This is a genomic window from Labilibaculum sp. DW002 (assembly GCF_029029525.1).
Classification (GTDB): domain Bacteria; phylum Bacteroidota; class Bacteroidia; order Bacteroidales; family Marinifilaceae; genus Paralabilibaculum; species Paralabilibaculum antarcticum.
Window position 1 is genome coordinate 746,475 of record NZ_JAKJSC010000001.1, and the last position, 25,559, is coordinate 772,033.

The following is a 25,559-nucleotide window of genomic DNA, read 5'->3' on the forward strand; positions in this document are numbered from 1 at the left end:
AGATTGGTTATTTAATTAGTCTAGTGGGTTAAGTTGGTTATCCAAAACAAAAGAGTATGGGTTTTCTTTTTGTTCTATTTCTCCGGTTGTATAAACCAAAGTCATTTCATCTTTGCTAATCCAATCCAAAATTGCTTGAGGCTGAATCTTATCTTGTATGTAATAAATTTTAAGCATTGGACTTTCGTTATAAGCAGCATCCATTCCTACAACTCCATCGTACTTTTTACCAATATGATTGGCTAACAAATTAAATTTACCTTCATTTTTAGGCCAGTCTTTTACCTCAACACTTAAAGAACGAATCTGTTCTTTAGGATAAGTTTTGATCTTATTAAATGTCGATTTGAAATTTCTGAAAGTTCTTTTCATTAAACCAAGTCCATTAATAGGTACAGGTGATTTTACAACACCAGCGACTTGATATGGCGTATTGCGACCAATTTTCACAGATTGAATCAAACCTTCAATGGTAGCTTCGTTGATGCTAGCATCACAAAATGCCAACATTCTTATTTCCGTATCAAATTGAGTTTCTAACTGATAAATTTTTGTACCTAATAATCTTTCAGCAATCTTCGCTAAATCGTCTTTTGAAATGTAGTGCTTGAAACGTAGTTTGTGAACGACAAGGTTTTGATCCAATGCAGGTGCTTCTATAAATTGCTTAGAACGTGTATAAAGCATTTTACGAATTCCCAATTCACTAACTTTAGTTGTATCAAAAATAATGTTGGCAGAATGATCGCTGATGTAGGTAGATACACCTAAAATACCATCAACTTCTTTCATTTGGCGAACAAAACCCATCGAACTACTAAAGCAGGTAATATGACTTAAGTGTTCTAATTTAAATTCTTTTGAAGTTTCCATTTGTTCTGGGCTACCCCATGCTTTGGATACTGTTGGTAAATCGTATTGATTACCAATTACTAATCCAACAACAAACAAAACAACTACTATTACCGATGGCAACCATTTTACATTTAACTTCTCGTTTAGGGTTAATGCTCCTTCTTTTGGACAAGCAGAAACACAATCACCACAAATATTACAATCAGGATGTTTCACCAACTCCAAATCAGCTACATCAATTCCTTGAGGACAAGATCTTGAACACAAACCACAATCGATACATGTATGAGGATGACGAATTATCTTTAAAACTGATTGCTTTTTAGTCTGTATTTTAAAAATCTCCAATGCATATCCCGCCAAGCAAATGATTCCAACAATGTATGCAACATCAATACCCACTTCGAAAAAATACATAGAGCTTAAAACAACAATTACAATTGCTACACCAACCCAGTATTTGAAAATATTTGAAATCGCTCCAAGAGGACACATATACTTGCACCAAAATAATCTGAATACCACATTACCAATAACAAATATGGAAATTGAAATGGTAGCATATAAAAAGTTTACTCGATGGCCAAATAAGGTAATACTCGTATAAAAAGGATCGTATTCCTTGCAAAAAAGCTCACCTGTTTTTAATGTAATTGTTAAGGTTAAAAACAGAAGTATGTATTTTAAACTTCGAAGAAGTTTATCTGGAATTCCATTAATTTCTTTACGGATTTTAAAACGATCACCTATTTTCCCAAGAGCTTCGGAAACTGTTCCTAGTGGACAAAGATGACTGCAAAATAATTTCCCCAACACCAATACAGTAAATATAAAAATAGCACCCAATACCATTTGAGTAACTGTCATATTACATGCAATTAATCCGTCTTGCATTAAAGTTAATATGGCTTGGATTCCTCCCATTGGACAATACGCCTCAAAATCTACAACTCCTAAACCCAACTGATTCCCTATGAAAAAGAGAATAATAAGAGCTAATACAGAAAACTGTAATATATTTCTGAAAAGGCTAACTCGTTTTTTACTCATAACAGTGATTAATTATTTTTTTTGATTCCAGCCGAAAAGTGCTAAACAATCTTTGCTCTATCGCTCCAAATTGCGATTTGAGACTTTGAATGAGGTGTCATTTCACAAATAGACACGTCCTACCTCCTGTATTTCAATCACTTTTAATCCTAATTTGATTCACTCTAAAGAAGCTTGCAAAATTCTTATTCGAATCTATTCTCAATAAAAAATCAACATTTGATATTCCTGCATTTAAAGAACCATTCTCCTTCACACATATTTGATAACATGAGGGCACAAAGGTTGAAAACGGAGCATGTGTTTGCAATACCGTAATCTTGGTATTCTTACAATCCGCAATCATTTGCGTTCATTTAAATAAAAAAAGAGCTAATACCTTAAGTAGATATTAGCTCTTTCCTGTTCTAATTGTATTGATTTATTATCTTGGATTTTGATGGCGATTTTTTGCTTTTCTTTCAGCATGTCTTTCTTTGTGTAGTTTCTCAAAATCTTTTATTCTCTCAGGACTAGAACGCCAAGCCTGCTTCAAGAACATTTTATTAGTCATGGTCAGAACATCTGGATTACTTGATGCTTTTGCCACCTTTTTCCTTAATTTCAACATTCGTTTTTTCATTGAGCCGTCCCACTTCTCTGGTTGTTTCATATATGCATAGAATCGATAGGTATGCTCAACATTGTATTTTTCACAAAGCTTCTTTGCTTTTGATTCTGTAATCCAAAGATGATATGCTAATCTTTTAAAGCTATAGGTAATATGTCCTGTTGCAATTCGACACTTATGCCAATTGTTAAACTCTCCCATAGTTACAACACTAATGGAATCTTTCCACTCTTCTATCCTTTCTGGAATGAAACGATGTTGCTCAACAATTGACTGAAACTTCTCTGAAGAAATATGAATCTTAAAATTCTCATCCAAATGCTCATACTTGTGGCTTAAATAATCGTAATCCAATTCTTCCTGCGTCACAGTCCTATTTTGTGCACTAAGACCTATGGAAATTAATAGTAGTGGAACAATCAGGAATTTAATACTTCTCATACACGTTTTGTTTTAGTAAATTATCTAGATCAAACAAAGGATTACAAGCGAACTAAATAATTATGAATTAGTAAAATTTTGTTTACTAAAAATAGAGGATATCACTTATGAAAGTTAGTGTATAAGAACCAAAATGTGTAGTATTTTAGAATATTGCACTCCTATTCAATTCATTTTGCATCAATTAGCCATTACTTAGATTCTATCTAAAATAATATTGTAATTAAATGTTAAACTAAAAAAGGAATGAGAGTTTTTAATTAGAGCCTCTACTTTTTATGTACTCGGTAGGTGTTATTTCATGAAACTGCTTGAAAACTCTATTGAAGGAAGATTTTGAGTTGAATCCACATTCGTATGCCAAATAAAGCAAAGTTTGATCTTCGTGTGCATTTTGCTCAATTTGTTCAATGAAAAAATTGATTCGATAAGCATTAATAAAATCAGAATAAGATCGGTCGGTTACCCTGTTTATTAGCTGAGAAATTGTATGTTCTGGAATGTTTATTTTCGATGACAATTTACGAAGCGTTAGGTCTCCATCTTTGAACAACTGATGTTCTTCTATGTAAGCACATATTTCATTGTATTGTTCTTCTTCTTGCTCCAAATAATCATCCAATTTCTTAAATCCTTCTGTTTCTGCCGCAGCTACATTCTCAAATGGATGTGCAAAAATATATGCATATTTGGTATACATGTACACAAAGGAAATCACAAAAACAGAAACGATAATATTAATCAGCATTACCTGATCGATAACAAAATTGATTTCCAGACTATCTAGAATTCGAATCGTAAATACCGTAGCTAGAAGAATTAAAACACCATTCCCAATACTAAAAATCCATTTTACACCATATGGATTTATCTGTTTAAACTGATTATCCTTTTTGATTTTCCATACAATAGAATATGCTGATCCAACGTAAGCTATAATGATTAGGAATTTCATATATACTGAAATTACAGCATAAATATTATCAGAATGTGAACAACCGCCTTCCTCTAAACAATCAACCAAGCCTAAAGACTTTGTTGTTGTTTTATAGCCCATATAAACTGCAAACGGAATAACATGAAGTAAGTCTTTCTTTTTAAATTGAAAGGTGGGATTTACCAGGCTTAACACATAAAAATAAAATACAGTCCCATGCAAAACATGACTGCCACATGCAAACTCATAAACCCAATGGAAATCTTCGAATAAATTCTGAGAGGAAAGAAAAAATGTTAGTTCAGCAAGAAGCACCAACACCAACCAAAACACAAAAATGCGGTCAGAAATATGATTTATCTCCCGTGAAAAAATGGATGCCATAAAAAATATCAATATGGCCAAACATATTACAAATAAATAATCCATCTTATAATAATCCTTCTTTAACTTTTCTACCTTGCCTCTAAATCAGGCACAATCTTAATAATTTTTAAGCTTAGATACAAGATGTATAAAGCCCTAAAATCGTACTATTTACAAATACCGTTTCTTAAAATAACATAATTAACACTTTAAATAATTTACAATTCTTCAATACAATTCCTTACCTTAGTAGTATATCAATTACGATAAACAATGAAAGAAAAAACAGATTTAAATCTTGCGGTATTAATTGATGCCGATAACATACCTTATAAAAACATAAAAGGAATGCTTGATGAGATTGCTAAGTTAGGGACTCCCAGCATTAAACGTATTTATGGTGACTGGACGAGGCCAACAGTTGCTGGATGGAAACCAGCACTTTTAGAGCATGCCATTACACCAATTCAACAATATTCTTATACCACTGGAAAGAATGCAACCGACTCTGCCATGATTATTGATGCTATGGATATTTTACATAGCGACAAGGTTGACGGATTTTGTTTGGTCTCTAGTGATAGTGATTTTACTCGCTTGGCCACACGACTTCGTGAATCGAGCAAGTTGGTTATTGGTATTGGTGAAAAGAAAACACCAAATCCCTTTATTGTTGCTTGTGATAAATTCATCTACATCGAAATTATTGGCGCAAAAGAAAATGAAGAAAAGAAAAAGGAACCATCTGCAAGCGATGCAAATAAATTCGATAAAATCGATAAAAAGTTCATTCGCCTTCTGAAAAATTCCATTGAGGATATTGCCGATGATGATGGTTGGGCATTCTTAGCTGAACTTGGTTCGTTAATCAACAAAAAGAAACCCGATTTTGATCCTCGAAACTATGGTTTCGCCAAATTAACTCCGCTGATCAAATCAATGCAAAAGCATTTTGACATTGATGAAAGAGATAGTGGAAAGCGCAATATCAAACACATTTACGTGCGCATTAAAGAATAACTCTTAAACTTTTAAGGGGTGCATTGAACTGAATCAAATACACCCCGAAAAACACACTAACTAAATCATTGAATTGGCTTCCTTGTAATCGTTAAACAAGGAAGTTTTTTTTATTGCATCTCACCCAAAAGTGATCGTTTAATTTCTGCTGTGTTGTAATTTGACAAATCAATTGTTCTGTTCAAATTAAATATCATTGGAGAATCTAAAATTGGAAACATACCTTTTAATGTATTCTTGCCTTCAGCGCCTTCAAAACCTAAAAATGAATAGCCTCCATAATGTCCCATTTTCATAAATATTCGGGTAAGCTGCTTTGTATCCTTTGAAGCCATAAAAGCAATTTCCTGCTCTTCTACAGATTGAATATAGAACAAACTACCAGTATTATTTTCAAACGATTCTTGTACTTCGCGACTTAAACCAGCCGTCAGCTTTGATTCAATCTTAGCTTTATTTGCAAATTTATTGTCTTCTCCTAAAACCAAGACATAGTCTGTAGATGGAAATGTCTCTAGTTCATCATCTCCTACAATTTCAACCTGCTTTCGAAGCCTCAGTTGTTTCATTTTGAAAGCGTTTGCCATTGCCTGGTAATCTGCAACATTTGGATTTTCTCTTGGCAAAACAACAGTACACTTCTGAGCTCCTAGCATTCCAGATAAAGTGACGGCTACCTCTTTAGAGTCCATACCTCTCATTACATCAAATTCTGGATCAAACTCAACTCTTTCAATCTCAGAATCGAACTCAAAAGTGAAATTATTCGATTGTTTATTGATATTTATCGTTTTCTTCACAAGCTTACCAATTCCTTTCTGGAAGATAGAAATAGGCAAATCAAAACAAAATGGAGCCGTATTTTGTGTTTGCACAATTGTAAAAAACAACTTGTATTTCCCATTCGTTTCTTCTTGAGTTAAATTTTTCACTTCTATTTCAGGAACTCCTTTCCGCTTAGTCCATTGCTGGAAGTAATCACTAAGATCGTCTCCTGTTACTTTTTCAAAACTTGCTTTAATTTCATCGAAAGAAACTTTCTTGAAACGATTTGTTTTATAAAAATCAGCATAAGACTTCAAAAAGATCTCTTCACCATACTTTACTCTAAGCATATGATTAAACATCACCACCTTATCGTAACCAATAGCACTACTGGCTTTTGTTGTTCTACTTTTAAACTCAACAACTGGAAAATCGTTCTCTGCATTCACATAGCTCGAATATTTCTGTAGGCTTGCTTGACGATATTCAGCACCTTGCCCTTTCATTTCCTTTAACAAATGATCAGCCATATAAGTGGTAATCCCTTCGCACCAATTTCCTTTATCGTAATCTACAAATACACTGTTTCCCCAATAGTTGTGCAACAATTCATGTGGGTATGAGGAACTAATTATCCAAGGCATACGAATTACCCGTTGCCCTAACAAGGTAAATGAAGGCATTCCATAACCCGTTTCCCAAAAATTCTCTACCAATGCAAATTTCGAATAAGGATACTCTCCAATTAACTTCTCATACATTTGTAAATATTCCGAAGTTGCCGACATGTATTTATTTGCCAATGCTTCATCTGCATTTATCAAGAAAGCTTGTACATCAACATCGCCACTCTTGATGCTATACTTTGTCCACTTATTTCCTAATAAATAAATCTGATTTGTTGGTTTCGAAGACTCATAGACAACCTGTCTTTTATTATTTATGATTTCATTAGATACTTCTTGTCCTTGCGCAACAACATTCCATTCTTTATTAAGAGTGGCTTTAATTTCAAAAGTAACTAGCGGTATATTATTAAATCGAGGCACCCAAGCTGTTGATCCAGACAAATAAATACCTTTCTCAAATACAATTCCTGATGTTTCTTTACTCTGACCATGTCTTGGAGGAGCACTTAATTTTTCTTTTTGATCAGCAATTACACCAGCGTATCGAATAAATAACTTCTTGTTCGGATTAGCATTCTTAATACTATAGGCATTCCATTCCTTACTATCTTCACTCGTTAATTTTTCAAACGTATAATTACAAGAATCGATTACCAGATTCTTATTTAAAGAAAATTGCATTGCCTCGTTTTCCGAAAGATTAAGACCAGATAAATCGATATAATTATCAACCTTTATTTTCGATTGCTCAACATCAATTCTCACATTAACTTTGTGATGAATTAAATTATCATTTTTCATTTTTCCATTGGCACATGAACCAGAAAAAAGTAGAATAGAAAATAAAATTAAAGCGTTTTTCATTGGTGTGAAATTTTGATATTTCGGTAACGTTTGTATTAAATAACAATTCAAATGTAGCTGCTTAATTGTAAAATTGAGAAAACCATTTTGAGTATTTTGATGTAATTTTCAAAGCCACTACAGACTTCAATTCATTTTTATTCAATACATTAACACAGTGCAACATGAGAAAGAATCTATTTTTGTTGATGTACAAGTTATGTAGTTTAGACTTGAGATATTAGAATCATCATGAATTTTATAATTCGCTGTTTCCCCTTTAATATGCGCCTTTTGAAAATTTCAAATGAAAACAAGGCTCTTTTCCCAATATATCACCATAACAAGGCTTCTGAAATACTAAATCAATATAATTTCAAATACATCAACCCCATCAAAAACACTTCATATACATTTTATCACTTTCTCACCTTTTACTTACTCTTTCTCCTCATTTACTGATTTTTACAACTCAGACTCTACTCTAGAATTACATCAATTTACCCTATCATGCTTTTGTACCTAGCATTGTCAACTACTACATTTGGAATAACCAATAACCATTTGCATAATGAAATTAACCAAAGCTCTAATCCCTATTTTTGTTTTGTTATTTGTCTCAATTACTGCACAAGCACAATCATTGAGTCTAAAAGGAAAAGTATTCGATTCCAAAACAAAAGCTCCTCTATACTATACAGTAGTGAACCTAAAAGGAACTCACGTGTATGATTTAACCAAGGAAGATGGTTCCTTTTCTTTAAATGAAATAAAGAAAGGAAAATACACCATGTTTATTTCCGTGCTAGGCTATCAAGCTCAAGAAAAAGAAATAGATGTTCAAACTTCGCAAAGTGATATTAAAATTTACTTAAATCCATCGAGCCTCGATTTGAAAGAGGTTACCGTTACAGCAAAAGTTAGCTCAAGCAAAGCCGGTAGCACAACCTACAAAATTGGAAGCCAAGCTATACAACAAGTACAACCGATAAGTGTAAGTGATATTCTACAGTTAATTCCGGGTAACCAAGTTGGTGCAACCAATTTAGCTCAGGTTAGTCAAGTAAACCTTCGAAGTGCAGGAGGAAACAATGACATCAATTCGTTTGGAACAGCTGTTATTATTGATGGAAACCAATTAAGCAACGACGGTAACATGCAAGCTTTTAATACAGCAATTGGTGATGCTGGTGGGAATAATGTAGCAAACCAAGGTGTTGATTTAAGAGATATTCCAGCGTCTAATATTGAGTCCGTTGAGGTTGTTTCGGGTGTTGCCAGTGCAAAATTTGGGAATATTACTTCTGGTGCTGTTATTATCAAGCGTAAAGCTGGCTACACACCATGGAGGGTTAGTTTTAACAGTAATCCAACCTCATACCAAGGTGGCATTAACAAGGGGTTCAAGTTAAACAAAGGTGGATTCCTAAACGCTGATTTCGATTACACTTACGCAAACAACTCAGCAACTTCAAGAAGAAATTTTTATCAAAGAATTAACACAGGACTTAGATGGACCAAAGAATTCTCCAAAAAGCTATCCTGGTCAAACAATCTTGCTTTTAGCTATAGTCTTTCCTTTGATGGTCAAAGAAAAGATCCAGATGAAAAGGTAGTCATTAGTGATACCGAATACAAAAATCAGAGTTATCGATTGTCAAACAATGGTAGTCTAAATATATTCGGAAGAACAAACTATAGTTTAAGTATAAACTATACCGATCAATATTCAAGAAAGGATATTCTATCAGCAGGTCCAATTCCAATTATTGAATCTCTGGAAGAAGGAACCTATTTCACAAATTACACACCAATTTCATTTCATCAGAACACTGAATTGTATGGTGCACCACTTAACATTAATGGTCGTTTTGATACAGAACAAATTTTCACAACTGGAAAACTGAAACACAACACCAATATTGGTATTGAATACTCTTTCAATAAAAATTATGGAAAAGGCAAAGTATTAGACAAGGATGGGCAAACAGCAAGTATTAGTGGGCCAGGATCTAGAGAAACAGATTTTTATAATGTTCCAGCAAGTCTAATCTATTCGGCCTATTTTCAAGATGATATTAATTACTCAAGAGCCAAATCAAATTATCTTTTAAAATTAGGCGCTCGTTATGATTACATGATTGAGAAATATCATTTGCTATCTCCTCGACTTTCACTTTCGGCAAAATATTTTGACAAATTTAGAATTCGAGCCGCCTATGGATTATCCTACAAAGCTCCATCAATGCTACAATTAAATCCAGCTCCTGCTTATTTCGACATTCTTAACCTTAACCATTATGCCAACGACGAAGCTCGTAGGCTAGCCGTAGTAACAACCTACATTCACCAACCTGAAAATGGATATTTAAAACCTTCAAAAGGAGAAACTTTTGAAGGTGGTATTGACTTCGAACATAAAGAATGGAATTTTAGACTTACCCTATTCCAGAAAAAAATTACCAATGGAATAACGAGTAATAGCATATTAAAAACATTTGAAAAAGAGATTTGGGAAGTTTTAGAAGAGTATCCAGACAAACAACCATTAGTTGGTCCTACTGGTAATTCAATTTATGTATCAAGTAAAATGAATACTTACGTAAATGCTTCTAAATCGAAAACAACAGGTATAGAACTGAGTGCACAATTTCCTAAAATAAAAGCGACAAATACCAGATTTAATTTATCAGGAAGTTATCTAAAAACCAACTCGCATAGAGATGTCCCATCTGTTAAATCTTCAGGCTCCTTAACGGGTAGTCAGACAAACAGATATGGCGTTTATGAAACACCTGCCTATAATGCGTATATATGCCGATCTAACCTTACGGTAATTCAGCATATTCCTGAAATTAAATTAATGGTAACCTTAACGGGAGAAGCCAATTGGAAAAATAAGAATGAAGTTTCAAAATACCCTAGCATCTACCCTATTGCATATTACGAAAAGACTGGAGAATATGTTGAGATTCCTGAGAACATGAGATCTAGTGATGAATTCTCTGACCTTTTCAACTCAGACAATCGCTATAAGAACACACCAATCCCAACATATTTCAATTTTCACCTTCAAATTAGAAAAGAAACAAAGCAAGGGCATAGCTTTTCTTTTTATGCCAACAATTTCATGTGGTATAATCCCTCATATATTGACGAAAACAACAAGACTAGGGTATACCAGAATTCCAAAGTTACATTTGGTTTCGGGATGAATTTTAAATTGTAAATTTTTAACCATTATATCTATTAACACTATGAAAAACAAAAGAAGTTTATTAATTGGAATGTGCACGTTATTTGCACTTGGCTCAACACTGATTTCGTGTAATGACGACACTGAAGTTAAATTGGCAAACCTAGACGTAACTGTCGGTACTTCTGAAACATTTAGCGGTATTACTACTGATAACCTATACGTTTATCTTCAAAACACAACGGATCAAGCTAAAGATAGTGCCATGACCAATGCAAGTGGCGTTGCAAGCTTTTTAGATATTGCACCGGGTACATACAACCTTTCATGCGTTAAGAATCTAACAGCTTCAGAAGCTTCAGATGCTTCTGGTTACTACGAAGCCATTACCCTAAATGGAACGAAAGCTAATGTTAGCCTATTTGGTGGTGTTGATTCTGTTGATGAATTGGTATTGGATGGCAAGCCTTCTAGTTCTTTAGTCATTAAAGAATTTTACTACAGTGGAGCAAATGATCCATCTTGGGGCGTAATGTTCAAAGATCAATTTGTTGAAATCTATAACAATTCGGCAGAAGTTGTTTATGCTGATGGCTTATACTTAGCAAGTATCGTTCCACAAAGAAATGGTAGCAACGATAATGATGTAATTTCAACTTTATCATTCGAAGAATTTATTTATGCTGACAAAATTGCACAAGTACCAGGTTCTGGACAAGATAATCCAATCCTACCAGGAGAAAGTATTGTAATTGCATTTGATGCAATTGACTGGACAGATGGTGGAACTAAAGATTTCACTGTTGATTTAAGTGGTGCAGACTTTGAATTGTACGCTATTGATTGGTTAGAGTCTTTAGGACGTACAGGTAGCACATGGTTTGATCTTGATAATGCTGATGTACCAAATATGAATATGGTTTATATGAATATCGAAAACAATGGTTTTTTCAGTTTTCTTTCAACTGGTGCTAGTGTTGCGATTTTACGTTGCGATGAAACTCCAAGTGAAATCATTACTGATCCTGAATCATCAGATAGTAACCCAATTTATTTTACGAAATTAAAAGTAGAAGATGTAATTGATGGTATTGATATGCTTGCAAATGCAGATGCAGGAGCATACAAAAAACTTCCATCAAGTATTGATGCGGGATTCAATTACGTTGAAGGAACAAGTTACACTAGTTTAAGTGTTTCTCGTAAAGTTTCAAAAACAACTGCTGACGGACGAATTATTTATCAGGATACAAACAACAGTTCTGAAGATTTTGAGTCTGGAAATGTTGCTGAGTAAGCTATACTCATACTTATAGATTTGATTCTTTAAATCTATAAATACTAGAACTAGGTGGAAAATATGATTTCCACCTAGTTATATATTAATTTATTTATTGTGAATTTCTACTCTCAATAAGAATTCAATTAAAAACCACAATTTCATTCAAGCTTAATCGTATGAAAAATCATTTGTTCCTTTTCATATTACTTCTTTCCTTTTATTCAACTAAAGGCCAGGAAAACAATACTCACAAAAAAGAAATCCTCAATTTAGATGTTGAAAGAGATTTTTTTATTGAAAAACAACTTGATTTATATACGGTTCTTCCTTCCACCCTATCCCTTTGGGCTCATAGCGATTGGTCTACTATTTCATTTAATGGAACCTATAGCGAAGGTGATTTTAAAACAACTGATGAGTGCAAAACGAATTCGGAACTCGCATTTAAAACAGAATCCGTTCAATCGTACGATTCCAAGTCTCTAAAGCTATATGGTAGTTTTTCATTCAGTAGCGGAAATCATGAAGAGGCAAACTGGAATCAATTTTACAAAAAATCTACTATTGGTAGTCCATTTAAAATCGTAACAAAAAGAATTGGTGACTGGCGTACTAAGCATTATGGTTTAAGTGGAATGCTTACAAAAAAAATTAACAAACGCATTGAATTAGGAGTAAGCCTAAAGTATGATGGCGATCTATATTTAAGAACTCTTGATACCAGAAATGAACAATATAACTTAAGGATAAATCTTCAATCATCTATGACCTATTCTATGGGGCAAGATAAATATCTTTCCCTAGGAATTGCATATAAGCGAAAGAAATCAAAACCAGAATTTCACAATTCATTTAAAGCTACGAGTGAGGAATACTATCTATACCCTTTATCAGATATGGGAAATTTTGATGATGTATTAAATAGCGAGAGCGTAATCATTACAGATCAAAATCCCTCATTTACTCTAGCCTTTCACAGTGGAAGTAAAAACAAATTCTCAGCCAGCTACACTTATTATCCTGGTCTGGAGAAATGGAAAAACCCAATTACCTCAGTAAAAGGAGATTTATCTGATAAACTATTCAAATATGATTACAATAGACATAATCTAGTTGGATCCTATTTAACAAACAGCACACAATATTATTTGCTTAGTAAAGCTAAAGTGGAGCTAATTAGTGGAAAGGGATTTAAGTACAATAAAGGATATCGCGATTCCTACATTTACGATGGTATTAAATTTAATAGTTCAATTGATTTATTGCGAAATCAAAAAAATATATTTGATCAATCAGGTTTAGAATTAGATGTGGAAAATGTTAGCAAGAAAGATTTAACGAATGCCCATTTAATGGAATACACCAATCTTAAAATTAATTTACATACAGGTTTTAATTTTGACCTAAACACTCCAAATAAATTCAAATTTACGATGAATGGAGGATACAAATACAACTTATCCTATAACCACGATCTAGCCTCTGCGTCATCTATGCATTACACGACCAACTTAGCGCATAACGAAATGGCATTCTATACGGCCGATTACTACAATATTGGTGCAAAATTATCATGGTTTCATAAGTTCAAAAACATTAAAACAGAATGGGCTTTAAATTATGATAAGATAAGTCCTACTAATATTAAAATCAACAACCAGTACTCAATACTCGAAAAATCAACTAACCAAACTTATATCGGATTAAGTTTCAACCTTATTTTTTAAATAAAACACCATGAAAAGAATTTTAACAATTGTGTTTTCATTGCTAATACTATGTTCCACTAACGGAGCCTTTGCAAAGAAAAAAAAGTCAAAAGCTGAAGAGAAAGCATTCCAGAATGATTTGCCAGCATACATGATCTATGATAAGGAAGGCAAAAAAGTCACTTACTCTGCAATGATAAAGGAGTTAAAGAAACATGAAATACTTCTTTTTGGAGAATTACATGACGATCCAATTGCACATTGGTTAGAAAAATTAGTTACGAAGGAAATTGTTGCTGCTAAAAAGGATAGTGTTATTCTTGGTGGTGAAATGTGGGAAACAGATCAGCAATTGCTACTAAATGAGTTGTTAAATAGAACAATCGACAAAAAAACATATATGCAATATGATGTGAACTGGCCTAATTTTCGAGATTACAAGCCTTTGATTGGTATTGCAATGAAGAATAATCTTCCATTTATTTGCACCAATATCCCTCGTCGTTATGCAAATATCATTTACAAACAAGGTGAACAATATTTAGATAGCTTAAGTGATGCGGCAAAGAGCTACTTACCTCCTATGCCAGTTTATTACGATTTAGAGCAACCTGCTTATGCTAATATGCTATCTCTATTTGCTTCGGATGATGATAAAGGACACAAAAGTCACAATCCAATGGCAAAGTTTAAAGGCCCTAACCTGGTAAAAGCACAGGCTATTAAAGATGCGACCATGGCTCACAACATTTTAAAGCACTGGAAAAAAGGAAAATACTTTATTCACTACAATGGTGTATACCATTCACAAAACTATCAAAGTATTTACTTCTATCTAAAACACTACAAACCTGAGGTAGATATTGTTACCATCTCTGTGGCTCGACAGGCTAATGCATTAGAATTAGAAGGTCGTAACAAAACAGGTGATTTTAATATTATCGTGAATGGATCTATGCATAAAACTTACGATTGATCTCTCTTCGCTTCACAACAATATTAATATAGAAAAAATAATCAAGTGGGTTCTAGGCAATGAATAAAAGTGCTATTCTTTTGCTCGTTTCCTAGATACCCTATGCATTTACACCCTTAGCAAAATGAAAAAAATAATATCATTATTACTTATTCTATGTCCGCTGTTAACTTTTGCGGACGACGGATATAAAATAAATTTCACTGAGTATAAGCTCGATAATGGATTGCATGTAATACTGCATAAAAATAGCAGCTCCCCTAATGTTGTTATCGGCGTAAAATATCATGTCGGTTCTAAAAATGAAGATCCAGAATTAACTGGTTTCGCTCATTTCTTTGAACATTTATTATTTCATGGATCAAAGAACATTCCACAAGGAGAATTTAGTAAGTACACTTCAAATGCTGGCGGTTACGACAATGCCTACACAAGCTACGACATAACTTACTATTACGATTTTCTTCCTTCTCATGAATATAAATTGGGCTTATGGCTAGAATCTGAAAGAATGCTACAGCCAATCATTACCCAAGAAGGAATTGATACTGAAAGAGAAGTGGTAAAAGAAGAAAAAAGATTGCGTTATGACAATAAACCATTGGGTAATGTATATAATGATCTATTTTGTAGTGCTTTTAAAGAACATGGTTACAGCCATCCCATTATTGGCTCTATGGATCATTTAAATGCTGCCACAACTGGAGATTTTAAAGAATTTTTTGATACCTACTATGTTCCCAACAATGCCTGTTTAGTAATTGCCGGGGATATAAATATTGAGGAAACTAAAAAATATGTAGCTCAATATTTTAAAGATATTCCGAGAGGAAAAGATATTGTACGCCCTGTTTACGATGAAGAAAGACCAGGTAAAGAGGTGGTAATTGAAAAAAACTTAAAAGGCATTAAAAAACCTCATATCGCAATGTCTTATTTTGGTGCTCCGGAAAATACTCAAGAGGCCAACGTAATGACAATGATGATGGTGCTTTTATCGGGAAATGGAGAAGATTCATTCTTGAAAAAACACATTCAATTAGATGATGAATCTGTTAGTAAACGAATTACTTCATCATGCGAACTGTATGAGCAAGCAGGTATGCTTTGGGTTAGAGGAGACATTGAAGATGGTAAAAGCCAAGATGAGTACTTTAATGCAGTTGAAAATGAACTGGATAAATTAAAGAATGGAGACTATTCTAAATCTTTATTATTAAAAGCAAAAAATAGTATTAAATCACAGTACATGGATATGTACTACGATATGGAAAGTGTAGCCGATATGCTTACCTCCTCTTATCACATTTGGGGAGAAGCTGCTGAATTCAATAACAAAATTGATAATTACATGAAAATATCTGTTAAAGATATCCAGCGAGTTGCTAAAAAATACTTGAATACTGATAACAGAACAGTAATTATCTATCACCCAGAAAAAGAATAGATCCATGAAAATTATATACATACTATTAATTGCATTATTTCATGCAGGAGTTTTGTCGGCCCAAGTGGATCGTTCTCACGAACCAAACCCTGACAAACCAAAGGAAATTAATCTTGGAGATTTAAAATCTATAGAACTAGATAATGGATTAAAAGTGTTTTTAGTACCAAAAGCTGGTTATGGAAAATTCGCATTTTCCCTTACTGTATCGCAGCCCGATATTAAGAAGGATAGTGAACCTGAATTAAGAGCAATACTTGGAAAGGTTTATTACCAAGGGCATTCGCAAAACTATACCGAAAGCTTGACCGATTCCATAATTGATTTTAACGGAGCAAAGGTCGGCGTTACAATTAATGGTGGTTTTGTGATTGGATTGCATGATAACCTAAATGAATTGATGGATCTTTATACGGATCAATTGTTTAATCCATCAATTACAAATGGCGACATTCGAAAACTTATCGATGAAGCTAAAAAGAAACAGGAAGCTAAAAAAACTCAAAAAATAAATAAGAGAGAGATTACTGGCTTGAGAGACTTTAGAATGATTGTAATGGACTCTTTACTGAATAAGGGTGGTCGTTCTCAAAAAATAGAGCAAAAAGAAAACAACTACGATCTAGTTACCGTTAAAAAGTTAAAAGAGTTTCAAAAAGAACGAATTGCAGCCTGTAATTCTACTGCTATTTTAATTGGTGATTTCACACCAAAATCAGCAGAAAGAATGCTAAAAAAACATTTTGGAAAATGGCAAAAAGGCAAAGAGTTCGTAAAAGAGGCTAATAAAAAAATCACACCAAGCTTTTTAAAATCACGTAAGATATTTGTTATTGACAAACCTCAATCAGTACAAGCATCAGTTAGCTTTAATTGGAGTCTTGGTGATGCCTATTCATACTCTGAAGATCAAGAAAATTTAGAAGTTATGAACCAGATTTTAGGAGGTTATACCGGTTCGTATATTTATGCAAATTTAAGAGAAGATAAAGGTTTGTGCTATTCTGCATTTTCAAGCATCTCTCCTTCTGCAGGCGGTGGTAGTGGTTTTATTAAAACTGATGTAAGAACAGAGAAAGCTCCTTTGGCTGTTGAGAATATTATTTATGAGATGTTACGCATCCGAAATCAGAACGTTAGTGATAAAAACTTGCGTTTGGCTCAAAACAGCTTAATTGGTGCCTACGCTCGTTCATTAGGCGGAATTGCTCTTCAGCGTTTCTTATCTTTTGCAATGGTAAAAGATGATTATAATTTACCTGATGATTACCTAAAAACATATCCTTTTCATATTGGCGAAGTTAGTAAAGAAGATGTAAAGGCCATGGCTATAAAATATGTAAAACCAAACAATTGCCTAATATTTGTAGAAGGTAATGCGAAAGAATTACATGGTAAACTAGAGCAATATGGACCAGTAGAATATTATACCAAAGAAGGTAAAGAAATAAAGTTCTAATACTTAAATTAGACGATCGTAAAAACAAAAAGGACACCGGAAAGGTGTCCTTTTTTAATGCTATAATTTTTAGTTAAAGAATAGAAAATCTTATTCAACTCACTCAATTATCCTGACTATAAGCTATTCAAAAAAGAGGTGAAATTTATATTTCGATCCAATTCCAATTTTCGTCTTAATCGATACCTTCCAATCTCTACCCCTCTAACGGTAATATTCATTAATGGAGCAATTTCTTTGGTGGCCAAATTCATTCTTAAATAAGCACAAAGCCTAAGATCTTTAGAGGTTAGGTTTGGATATTTCTTTTTCAATTTAATAAAGAAATTCTCATGTACTGTATCAAAATAATCTTCGAATACTTCCCAATTTTCTTCTTTATCAATATCTCTATTTACTTTTTTTATTAACCTACGGATATCTTCAGTTACCAATTTGTTTGTCTCCGAATACTTCTTTATTTGCTCTAAATCTCCTTTAAAATCGGTTAAAACCTGATTTTTTTGAATCAAATTAAAGGTGAGATTTGCCAATTCTTTTGCCTTATGCAAGTTATCTGATCTCAGTTTCTCATTTCTTAATCGAATTAGCTCCTTTTCAGATGTTAATTTATCTTGAGTCAATTGCTGTTTTACTCTTTCAGCTTCCTCTTTCTGCTGTTTTATTAACTTACTTTTGGCCTTATCAATTGCATAATGAACTACTATAAACACTGAAAACAAAATCAATAGAAATAAAACAACATAAGCTATTTTCATAAGTCTTGTGAGATACCAAGGAGGTAAAATTGTAAACTCGCAAACTGCAATTTTACTGTATTCCTCTGCATCGTTAATTGCACGAACTACAAAACGATAATCTCCTGCTGGCAGATTGGTAAATTCACGACTATTATCTCTACTCCATTCTGACCACTTTTCGCTAAACCCATATAGGTGTGTTTGATAATAAGCCCGATTGTAATTTGGCGCACCTGCAGCAAAAATAAATTCTATAGAATTGTCAACAAATGCAATTGGTTCTTTAATATCTAGCGAATAACTATTCCTACTGTCAGAAATGTCACCCCAAATATTTCGACCTCCTTTAGATCTTGAGGATATATTAATATTTCTAAAAATCACTGAAGAATAGGTTCCTGTATTATATTTTTTCTCTTCATAATAGTAAAACCCTTCTTCACAACCAATTAGGTAAGCAGAATCATTAATGTGGTAAACATTCTCAAATCCGATGGGATAAGTTCCATCTATAAATTTAAAAGGCTGGTTTCGAGTCTGATAGAATGTATTATTTTTTATCTGATAATGCTTTAATTGCTCTCCAGTATATACCCAAATATCATCAGAATTTTCGCTTACAATATTGCTTACATTCTCATTTTTTGAATTTATTCCTTTCAATAAGTTTGGCGCATAAAACTCCTTTAATTCTCTGTTGTAAAAATAAACCCCACTATCTGCAATGAAATAGAGTTCATTTTCAATCTTTCTAATTTTTTTAATCCTATTCTCCTTCCCTACTCGAGTATGGAATCTTTTCTTCTCCGGCTTGTCCCAATTAAAAGAGTAGATTCCATTATCATATTCTACCCATACGTTCCTCAAGCTATCAAATTCAAAATTATGAATCTCCCTATTTTTTCCATTCAAAAACCCACTTGGTTTTAATATTCCATTTTGTTTTTTTAGCACTATTAAACCATTAGTACTACTGGTAATATAAATATCCTCCTCAAAAGGAACTTCTTTAATAATAGCACCTCCTGGCCTGTGAATTACAGGTTCCATTCTTTGACCATTTATTAAATAAATTCCCGAAGGATGTCCTACATACAATACATCATCAATGGCTGTTAAACCAAAAACATGGCCTGGCAATAAAGATTCAAAATCATTTTCATTCTTGTTATCTAAATTCTTTCTCCACAAACCATGGCTGGTACCTAAATAAACCTCCTGTTTAATTTTTATTGCTGAATAACCAGTTCCCAAGCCTGATTGTGAATTGTAAATCGTAAAAGGAAGATCTTGACGTAATACCGAGATTCCAGCCGAAGTTCCTACCCATAAATTTCCGTACGCATCTAAATTTACCCCAAAAACCGTATTGTTTATTAAACCTCCCTTTTGGTTGATTTTTTTTATAATTTCACGATCAGAACTAACCAACAATAAGCCTTTGTAAAAGGTTTTAAAAACGTATTCATTTGAATCAATTTGTTGTATCCCATCAACAATATAATCCTTCAAAACATTATTCAATTCATTTTCAACAACAACAAGTTTATTATCTTCTATTTGATAAGAATCACCTGAACGTTCCCAAATTACAACACCCTTTGAACCACTTGTAAAACCCCAAATGTGTCGATTTTTCATTTCATCGCTTGTAGTAACATCATTAACTTCACCATCAGAATACTTATACAAACCTGATTTTGGGCTATACAAAAACAACTCGTCATCTACTTTCTGAGCAATACGATAGCTATTATTATTCTCGATAATCCTTATTCGTTTATCTGAATACACCACCAGCTTATTATCAACAACAAATAAGGTTTCATCGTTAATTTGAAAAACTTCGGCTTTACGAAAAGCATTAGAATTGATATGATTTGTAACCAGATGATTTAAGGAATGATACTCTATTTGATTCAATGAATCTCTTTGCAAATAACCAATTCCTTCTTTACCTGCTACATACACTTTATCTTTATGACTTACAGCTAAGGAGTTAATAGGAAATCCTGTTTGTATTTTTTGCCAACTCTCTCCATCAAATTCAATAATTCCATTTTTATCTCCGGCATACATTAATCCATTAGTTGTAGTTACTACAGAATAAATTTTACTTCCACCCTCATACTCTGTCGGACTAAAATTTCGAACCAGCAAAGATCCTTTTTCGTCAGCAAAAAGAGAATAAGGAATTACAATCAGAAATAAAATTAATGAGATATTGGTAAGTTTCATAAATGTGGTTTTTGGGTAGCTAAAAATAGTAGTTTTTTTCCACTTAGAGGTGATTACACCTTAAGTTGATTTGATTATTAATAGCCAATTAAAAGGCTAGAAAACATAAGATTACTTTTCATTGTCGGATAGGAGAACTAGCTTACACATGGGTTGAATATTTGTTCAATTAACAGTGCTATTTGAAAGTTTTCACTTTATTTTATCTAGAATAAAACTATTTCCAACTTGCCGCGTAAATAGATTAGCATTTGTAAATACAGTAGCCTTTATAATATTTCATTTATGAGATTCCTTTTTACCTATATTCTTTTTAGTCTATTTGCCTTATCAGTATTAGGACAAAATAAAATTGATAGTCTTGAGCAAGTATTAAAAACATCTAAAGCTGAAGAGAAAGCTTACATTTACTACCAGTTATCTAAGGAGTTATATTATAAGGATGTGTTGCAAGTAAGATATTATTCTTTAAAGGCAGATTCCCTTTCAGCTATTTATGATATCGACACTACTAGAGTAAATGCCTTGAATAATCTCACCTATGTTTCATTACAAACTGGCACGGTTAGAGATGCATTAATGTATAATCAAAAAGCCCTAGAATTAGCAGAAAGGAAAAATCTGAAGAAAGAAAAAATAAAAAGCATATTCTTTAAGGGATATTACCTATATGCCACAGGGCAGCCCGACAGTTCGCTCGTATATTTAGAAGAGGCATACAAAAAGGCCTTTATAGCCAAGGAAAGTAAAATAAAAATGCAATGCCTAAACACTATGGCTGCTAACTATCTAAATCAGGGAAAATATGAGAAAGCGCTTTCCAATTTTACGAAAGCCTATGAAATTGCTGATAGCTTGCAACTAAAGAAAATGCTTCCAAATATTTCTTTAAATATAGGTACTACACTACTTTATAATGAGGATTTAGAACAGGCTATTGGTTACTTTGAAAATGTAATTGAAATGTCAGATAGTACTGATGTCAATTTGGCCTATGCCTCAGCCTTGAACAATCTAGGATCCTGTTACAGCAGAATGGCAGATCATAAAAAGGCACTAACCTATTTCGAAAAAGCCTTACCTCCTTACCAACAAATAAACAATAAGCTTCAAATTGCACAATTGTATGCAAACTTGGGGCAATCGAATTATCACCTAGGAAGAATTGAAGCCGCTGAGCCTTTTTTGAATAAAGCGATTGAGCTTAATCGGACGAGCAGATCGACCAACCAACTAATAATAAATCTAATAATACTAGGAAACATACAACTACAGGAGAAAGAGTATCTACACGCTAAATATTCTCTTTTTGAAGCCAAGGAATTGGTAGATAAATACAATATTAATTACAACAAAGTGGATTTGTACTTGGCCTTAAGCCATTATTATGAAAGTACCAATCAATATAAAAAGGCATTAGATTTCAAACAAAAACAACTTAACTATAAGGATAGTATTTTTAATGTTGATCATCAGCGTCAAATTACTGAATTGGAAACTAAATTTCAATCCAAACAAAAGGAAAACGAGAATCAAATTCTTCGGAAAGACCTGAGTCTGGAAAAAATGCGAGTAAAAGAACAAATCAACATCCGTAATTTTCTTCTTGCATTAAGTCTACTCATTATTATCTTGGTTGTTATCCTCTTGAATCGTGCTCGAATAAAAAAACGCACACACAAAATAATTGAAAAGCAAAAAATTGAGCTGGAGAAAGCGAATAATACAAAAGACAAATTCTTCTCCATTATAGCTCATGATTTAAAATCACCCTTTAGTGCATTATTAGGCTTTAGTGAATTATTGGCTACCTCGTATGATGATATGGATGATAAGGAACGAAAATCTTTTATTAATGACTTACATACAGCATCGCAAAGCACTTACAGTTTAGTAGAGAACTTATTAACTTGGTCCAGAATTCAGCAAGGAAACCTTGCCATGACTAAAGAGAAAATCGATATTTTCAATATAATCGCAAATGGAATACTTGCAAACCAATCCACTGCAAAGCTCAAAAACATCGCTATTAATAACAATATTAGCTCTCATGATACGATTTGGGTTAACAAATTTTCAATAGAAACAATTATTGGTAATTTAGTTAGCAATGCGATAAAATTCACCCCCAAAAAAGGAAGTATTGACATCTCGACTGAAGAAAAAAATGGAATGTTAATTGTTTCTATTACTGATACAGGAGTTGGTATGACTAGTGAGCAAGTTCAAAATCTGTTCAAAATTGATAAAAACATTTCTACTACAGGAACAAACAACGAAACAGGAACTGGTTTGGGCTTAATTCTTTGCAAAGAATTTATTGAGCAAAACGATGGTAGTATTTGGGTGAAAAGTGAGCTAGGAAAAGGTTCTATCTTCAGTTTCTCGGTTCCCATTTACAAATAAAAAAGCCGATAAGCAATCAGTCCATCGGCTTCCATTCTTTTAATAATATTTTATCTCAAATTCTCAGGAACCTGAGGTTTCGAAATCAATTCTGTAAACAATTCCCAACGCTTAGCCGAATTTTCTTTTGTTCCTCCTCGGCTTTCAATATATTCTTTCACCAAATCTTGTCCCCAGTTGTAATTTATGATATAGCTACGATAAGTCTCAGGAAATCGGAATGTAGATTCTGATGCTCTTCGTAAAGCATATTTTTCCATCCAAACTCCTGTCTCCTCTTTGCTCCATTTTCCATCTAAATAATTTCGCATGGCAACTGTTCTTGCGTAAGTTAATTCATGTGTCAAAGCCTGAATCTGATAATACAAATCTACTTTTGAAGCATCCAATCCTGCTAAAGGAAAAAGAACCTCCTTTTCGAATTTCATACGATCCTCCTTCGGAAAAACAACATTAATTCCATAATTTGCAGTTCCTTCTGCAATTAAAGATTGTGGGCTAAACAATGGATAAACTGAAAATTCTACCCATTCACGTTTCTTTACCAAATTCGTTTCCAATAAAGAATTGTATACATGATGTCCTGGATAACCTTCATGACTAGCCAAATCAATTGCTCTATCGATTAAAATTGGGAAATCGATATTCACCTGTATCAAGCTGAAATTATTTCCCTTGTACCAGTTGTATCCTGCCCACGCTTTATCGGTAACGTATTCCAACTCAAAATTTTCATTTTCTGGCAAATCAATATGCATTTTCGTTCTTCTTCTCGACTCTTCAATGGCTGCACGAAAAACAGCATCTACCTTGTCTTTCGGAATAATAAAAGCTTTATTAAAAGCTGCAACTCTATCAATTAAATCTCCCTCACCAGATAAAATTTTATCAAGCTTTGCAATTACTGCGGCAAAGTGCTCATCTTCAAAATTAGGAACAACAGCATCATATAATCGATTGGATTCTTCGTCGAATGTAAAGCTTTTGCCTCCTAACATTTCTACTCTGGCCTTAACTGCAATTAATTGCTTCTCCAAATATTGCTTTCGAAGACTCAACATCTTCTCTTTTGGGTCAACCGAAATCTTTGCCAGTGTAGTTTCAAACTGTTCCAGCTTACTTAGAAGCTTTTTAACGGGTATCTCGTCTTCTTTTAAAGCTTCCACTTCCTTCTTCCATTCGTCAGGACCATAATATGCATCAACATACATTGGATCGTACAAGCCAATTTCTAATATAGTTTTTACATATTTTTCAGCTAAAGAATTCATCAAAACATTAGCATCTTGCTTTTTAGTACAGCCCAGAAAAAGCGAGCTTAACAGAAGTAGTAATAAAGTATTTTTCATCGGTTGTGTTTAAGCAGTTTGTTTAAAATCATACCAAAAGTAAGAAAAGCAAACTTATTTTTCGATCACATTTGACAATAGATACAAAGCCTATTAAGATTCTCACTTATTTCTACTATTTTAGATTGAATTTATATAAATCAGATAATAAGAATGGACCCTATATTACTCAAAACACCTCTCACTGCTGCCGATATTAATACATTAATTGAAGGTGGCGCTAATGATATGGATATCAATCAAAACAAAAGAGATGAGATACAAGAAGAAGCAGAAAAGCTATCTCAAGATTTTGTTGACGCAATTAGCTACCACATGAAAAATGGTGAAGAGCCAGATGCTTCTTATGCATTTCAAATTGCCCTAGCATTTAATAAAATGCTTGAAACCTACCGACAAGTTTTTGCCGATAATCATAAAAAGGATTTGTTAGTTGCCTTCGGAATAAGTGCTATATGGATGGGAATTCTAAATGGGCTTGATGCTGAAAGTGGTATTATGCCCAATCATCCATTCAAAAGGGAAATTGCCAATACGATCAGAGCAATTACCGATATTTTAGACGAACAAAAAAGACAATAACATAAAAATCCCCGTAAGGAATTACTTCCAAACGGGGATTTTATTTTTAGTATAAAGCGATTCTATTTATTGTCCTGTGAGAATTTACGCCCCGCATGAAGAGCATCGATGTTCATTTTAACAACATCCTCACCTTTTCTACCAAAAATCTTACGAATACCTTCTTCTAAATACTCAAAAGGCACATCAATAAATGGAGAAGCTGCACCTAACATGACGAAGTTGAAAGCTCTTGTAGAACCTGTTACTTCTTTTGCAATCTCATCAGCATCAATCAATACATAGTTTGGAAGAGCCTCAATCGTCTTTACCAACTCTTCTTCATTTGGATAATTAGGAATGTTGATGAAAGGAGATGAATTTGCTACCACATAACCACCTTTTTTAAGGAATGGCAAATAGCGCAATGCCTCCATTGGCTCCACTGACAAAATAATATCAGCGCCACCTTTAGGAATTAAATCTGAATAAATAGGTTTATCAGAAATTCTCATGAATGACTGAACATCACCACCACGCTGACTCATACCGTGAGTTTCAGCTTGTTTCATGTGTAAATTGTTATCTAAAGCAGCAGATCCTAAGGCAGCAGCAATGGAAAGAATTCCCTGTCCGCCTACACCTGCAATAACCATATCTGTTTTCATAATTCTATATTT

Annotated in this window: 16 protein-coding genes; 9 read left to right on the top strand and 7 right to left on the bottom strand. The window is 33.3% G+C overall.

What is annotated here, in order from left to right; genetic code table 11:
- Window positions 1–15: 15 nt before the first annotated feature.
- From L3049_RS02880 to L3049_RS02890, 3 genes are all read right to left on the bottom strand, one after another.
- Window positions 16–1,905 (bottom strand): 4Fe-4S binding protein, encoded by a 1,890-nt coding sequence (locus L3049_RS02880; protein WP_275108277.1) that lies wholly within the window; start codon window positions 1,903–1,905, stop codon window positions 16–18.
- A gap of 424 nt (window positions 1,906–2,329) precedes the next feature.
- Window positions 2,330–2,956 (bottom strand): hypothetical protein, encoded by a 627-nt coding sequence (locus L3049_RS02885; RefSeq protein WP_275108278.1) that lies wholly within the window; start codon window positions 2,954–2,956, stop codon window positions 2,330–2,332.
- Window positions 2,957–3,212: 256 nt separating this feature from the next.
- Window positions 3,213–4,277 (bottom strand): helix-turn-helix domain-containing protein, encoded by a 1,065-nt coding sequence (locus L3049_RS02890; protein WP_275108279.1) that lies wholly within the window; start codon window positions 4,275–4,277, stop codon window positions 3,213–3,215.
- Window positions 4,278–4,532: 255 nt separating this feature from the next.
- Here L3049_RS02890 and L3049_RS02895 point away from each other — a divergent pair, with 255 nt between their 5' ends.
- Window positions 4,533–5,279: an NYN domain-containing protein gene (locus tag L3049_RS02895; protein ID WP_275108280.1), complete on the top strand. Its 747-nt coding sequence runs from the start codon at window positions 4,533–4,535 to the stop codon at window positions 5,277–5,279.
- A 110-nt stretch (window positions 5,280–5,389) separates the two neighbouring features.
- On the opposite strand, the gene L3049_RS02900 is transcribed toward L3049_RS02895, so the two are convergent.
- A complete protein-coding gene (locus L3049_RS02900) occupies window positions 5,390–7,537 on the bottom strand; it encodes a M1 family metallopeptidase (protein WP_275108281.1) in 2,148 nt (715 codons plus the stop codon).
- Between the two features lie 550 nt (window positions 7,538–8,087).
- Here L3049_RS02900 and L3049_RS02905 point away from each other — a divergent pair.
- From L3049_RS02905 to L3049_RS02930, 6 genes are all read left to right on the top strand, one after another.
- Window positions 8,088–10,745, top strand: coding sequence for a TonB-dependent receptor (locus tag L3049_RS02905; protein WP_275108282.1), 2,658 nt, complete (start codon window positions 8,088–8,090; stop codon window positions 10,743–10,745).
- 28 nt (window positions 10,746–10,773) lie between these two features.
- Window positions 10,774–12,009, top strand: a complete 1,236-nt coding sequence (locus L3049_RS02910; RefSeq protein ID WP_275108283.1) for a DUF4876 domain-containing protein — start codon at window positions 10,774–10,776, stop codon at window positions 12,007–12,009.
- Window positions 12,010–12,170: 161 nt separating this feature from the next.
- Entirely contained in the window at window positions 12,171–13,721 is a 1,551-nt protein-coding gene (locus tag L3049_RS02915; protein WP_275108284.1) for a DUF6850 family outer membrane beta-barrel protein, read from the top strand.
- Between the two features lie 10 nt (window positions 13,722–13,731).
- Window positions 13,732–14,679 carry a ChaN family lipoprotein gene (locus L3049_RS02920; RefSeq protein ID WP_275108285.1) on the top strand — a complete coding sequence of 316 codons (948 nt, stop codon included), beginning with the start codon at window positions 13,732–13,734 and terminating at the stop codon, window positions 14,677–14,679.
- A 124-nt stretch (window positions 14,680–14,803) separates the two neighbouring features.
- Window positions 14,804–16,126: a M16 family metallopeptidase gene (locus tag L3049_RS02925; protein WP_275108286.1), complete on the top strand. Its 1,323-nt coding sequence runs from the start codon at window positions 14,804–14,806 to the stop codon at window positions 16,124–16,126.
- Window positions 16,127–16,130: 4 nt separating this feature from the next.
- Window positions 16,131–17,585 carry a M16 family metallopeptidase gene (locus L3049_RS02930; RefSeq protein ID WP_275108287.1) on the top strand — a complete coding sequence of 485 codons (1,455 nt, stop codon included), beginning with the start codon at window positions 16,131–16,133 and terminating at the stop codon, window positions 17,583–17,585.
- 116 nt (window positions 17,586–17,701) lie between these two features.
- Here the strand turns inward: L3049_RS02930 and L3049_RS02935 are convergent, their stop codons facing one another.
- Window positions 17,702–20,563 (bottom strand): helix-turn-helix and ligand-binding sensor domain-containing protein, encoded by a 2,862-nt coding sequence (locus L3049_RS02935; RefSeq protein ID WP_275108288.1) that lies wholly within the window; start codon window positions 20,561–20,563, stop codon window positions 17,702–17,704.
- A 285-nt stretch (window positions 20,564–20,848) separates the two neighbouring features.
- Here L3049_RS02935 and L3049_RS02940 point away from each other — a divergent pair, with 285 nt between their 5' ends.
- Entirely contained in the window at window positions 20,849–22,969 is a 2,121-nt protein-coding gene (locus tag L3049_RS02940) for a tetratricopeptide repeat-containing sensor histidine kinase (RefSeq protein ID WP_275108289.1), read from the top strand.
- A gap of 50 nt (window positions 22,970–23,019) precedes the next feature.
- On the opposite strand, the gene L3049_RS02945 is transcribed toward L3049_RS02940, so the two are convergent.
- On the bottom strand, window positions 23,020–24,318 hold the full coding sequence (locus tag L3049_RS02945) for a hypothetical protein (RefSeq protein WP_275108290.1): 1,299 nt from the start codon (window positions 24,316–24,318) through the stop codon (window positions 23,020–23,022).
- Between the two features lie 153 nt (window positions 24,319–24,471).
- Here L3049_RS02945 and L3049_RS02950 point away from each other — a divergent pair, with 153 nt between their 5' ends.
- On the top strand, window positions 24,472–24,900 hold the full coding sequence (locus L3049_RS02950) for a hypothetical protein (protein ID WP_275108291.1): 429 nt from the start codon (window positions 24,472–24,474) through the stop codon (window positions 24,898–24,900).
- Between the two features lie 62 nt (window positions 24,901–24,962).
- On the opposite strand, the gene L3049_RS02955 is transcribed toward L3049_RS02950, so the two are convergent.
- Window positions 24,963–25,547, bottom strand: a complete 585-nt coding sequence (locus tag L3049_RS02955; RefSeq protein ID WP_275108292.1) for an indolepyruvate oxidoreductase subunit beta — start codon at window positions 25,545–25,547, stop codon at window positions 24,963–24,965.
- Window positions 25,548–25,559 lie beyond the last annotated feature (12 nt).

What these genes read in the sequence shown, in the direction of transcription:
- L3049_RS02935 (WP_275108288.1), bottom strand. Translation starts at nt 20,563, where the DNA reads ATGAAACTTACCAATATCTCATTAATTTTATTTCTGATTGTAATTCCT.
- L3049_RS02930 (WP_275108287.1), top strand. Translation starts at nt 16,131, where the DNA reads ATGAAAATTATATACATACTATTAATTGCATTATTTCATGCAGGAGTT.
- L3049_RS02950 (WP_275108291.1), top strand. Translation starts at nt 24,472, where the DNA reads ATGGACCCTATATTACTCAAAACACCTCTCACTGCTGCCGATATTAAT.
- L3049_RS02900 (WP_275108281.1), bottom strand. Translation starts at nt 7,537, where the DNA reads ATGAAAAACGCTTTAATTTTATTTTCTATTCTACTTTTTTCTGGTTCA.
- L3049_RS02910 (WP_275108283.1), top strand. Translation starts at nt 10,774, where the DNA reads ATGAAAAACAAAAGAAGTTTATTAATTGGAATGTGCACGTTATTTGCA.
- L3049_RS02890 (WP_275108279.1), bottom strand. Translation starts at nt 4,277, where the DNA reads ATGGCATCCATTTTTTCACGGGAGATAAATCATATTTCTGACCGCATT.
- L3049_RS02940 (WP_275108289.1), top strand. Translation starts at nt 20,849, where the DNA reads ATGAGATTCCTTTTTACCTATATTCTTTTTAGTCTATTTGCCTTATCA.
- L3049_RS02920 (WP_275108285.1), top strand. Translation starts at nt 13,732, where the DNA reads ATGAAAAGAATTTTAACAATTGTGTTTTCATTGCTAATACTATGTTCC.
- L3049_RS02885 (WP_275108278.1), bottom strand. Translation starts at nt 2,956, where the DNA reads ATGAGAAGTATTAAATTCCTGATTGTTCCACTACTATTAATTTCCATA.
- L3049_RS02955 (WP_275108292.1), bottom strand. Translation starts at nt 25,547, where the DNA reads ATGAAAACAGATATGGTTATTGCAGGTGTAGGCGGACAGGGAATTCTT.
- L3049_RS02895 (WP_275108280.1), top strand. Translation starts at nt 4,533, where the DNA reads ATGAAAGAAAAAACAGATTTAAATCTTGCGGTATTAATTGATGCCGAT.
- L3049_RS02880 (WP_275108277.1), bottom strand. Translation starts at nt 1,905, where the DNA reads ATGAGTAAAAAACGAGTTAGCCTTTTCAGAAATATATTACAGTTTTCT.
- L3049_RS02925 (WP_275108286.1), top strand. Translation starts at nt 14,804, where the DNA reads ATGAAAAAAATAATATCATTATTACTTATTCTATGTCCGCTGTTAACT.
- L3049_RS02915 (WP_275108284.1), top strand. Translation starts at nt 12,171, where the DNA reads ATGAAAAATCATTTGTTCCTTTTCATATTACTTCTTTCCTTTTATTCA.
- L3049_RS02905 (WP_275108282.1), top strand. Translation starts at nt 8,088, where the DNA reads ATGAAATTAACCAAAGCTCTAATCCCTATTTTTGTTTTGTTATTTGTC.
- L3049_RS02945 (WP_275108290.1), bottom strand. Translation starts at nt 24,318, where the DNA reads ATGAAAAATACTTTATTACTACTTCTGTTAAGCTCGCTTTTTCTGGGC.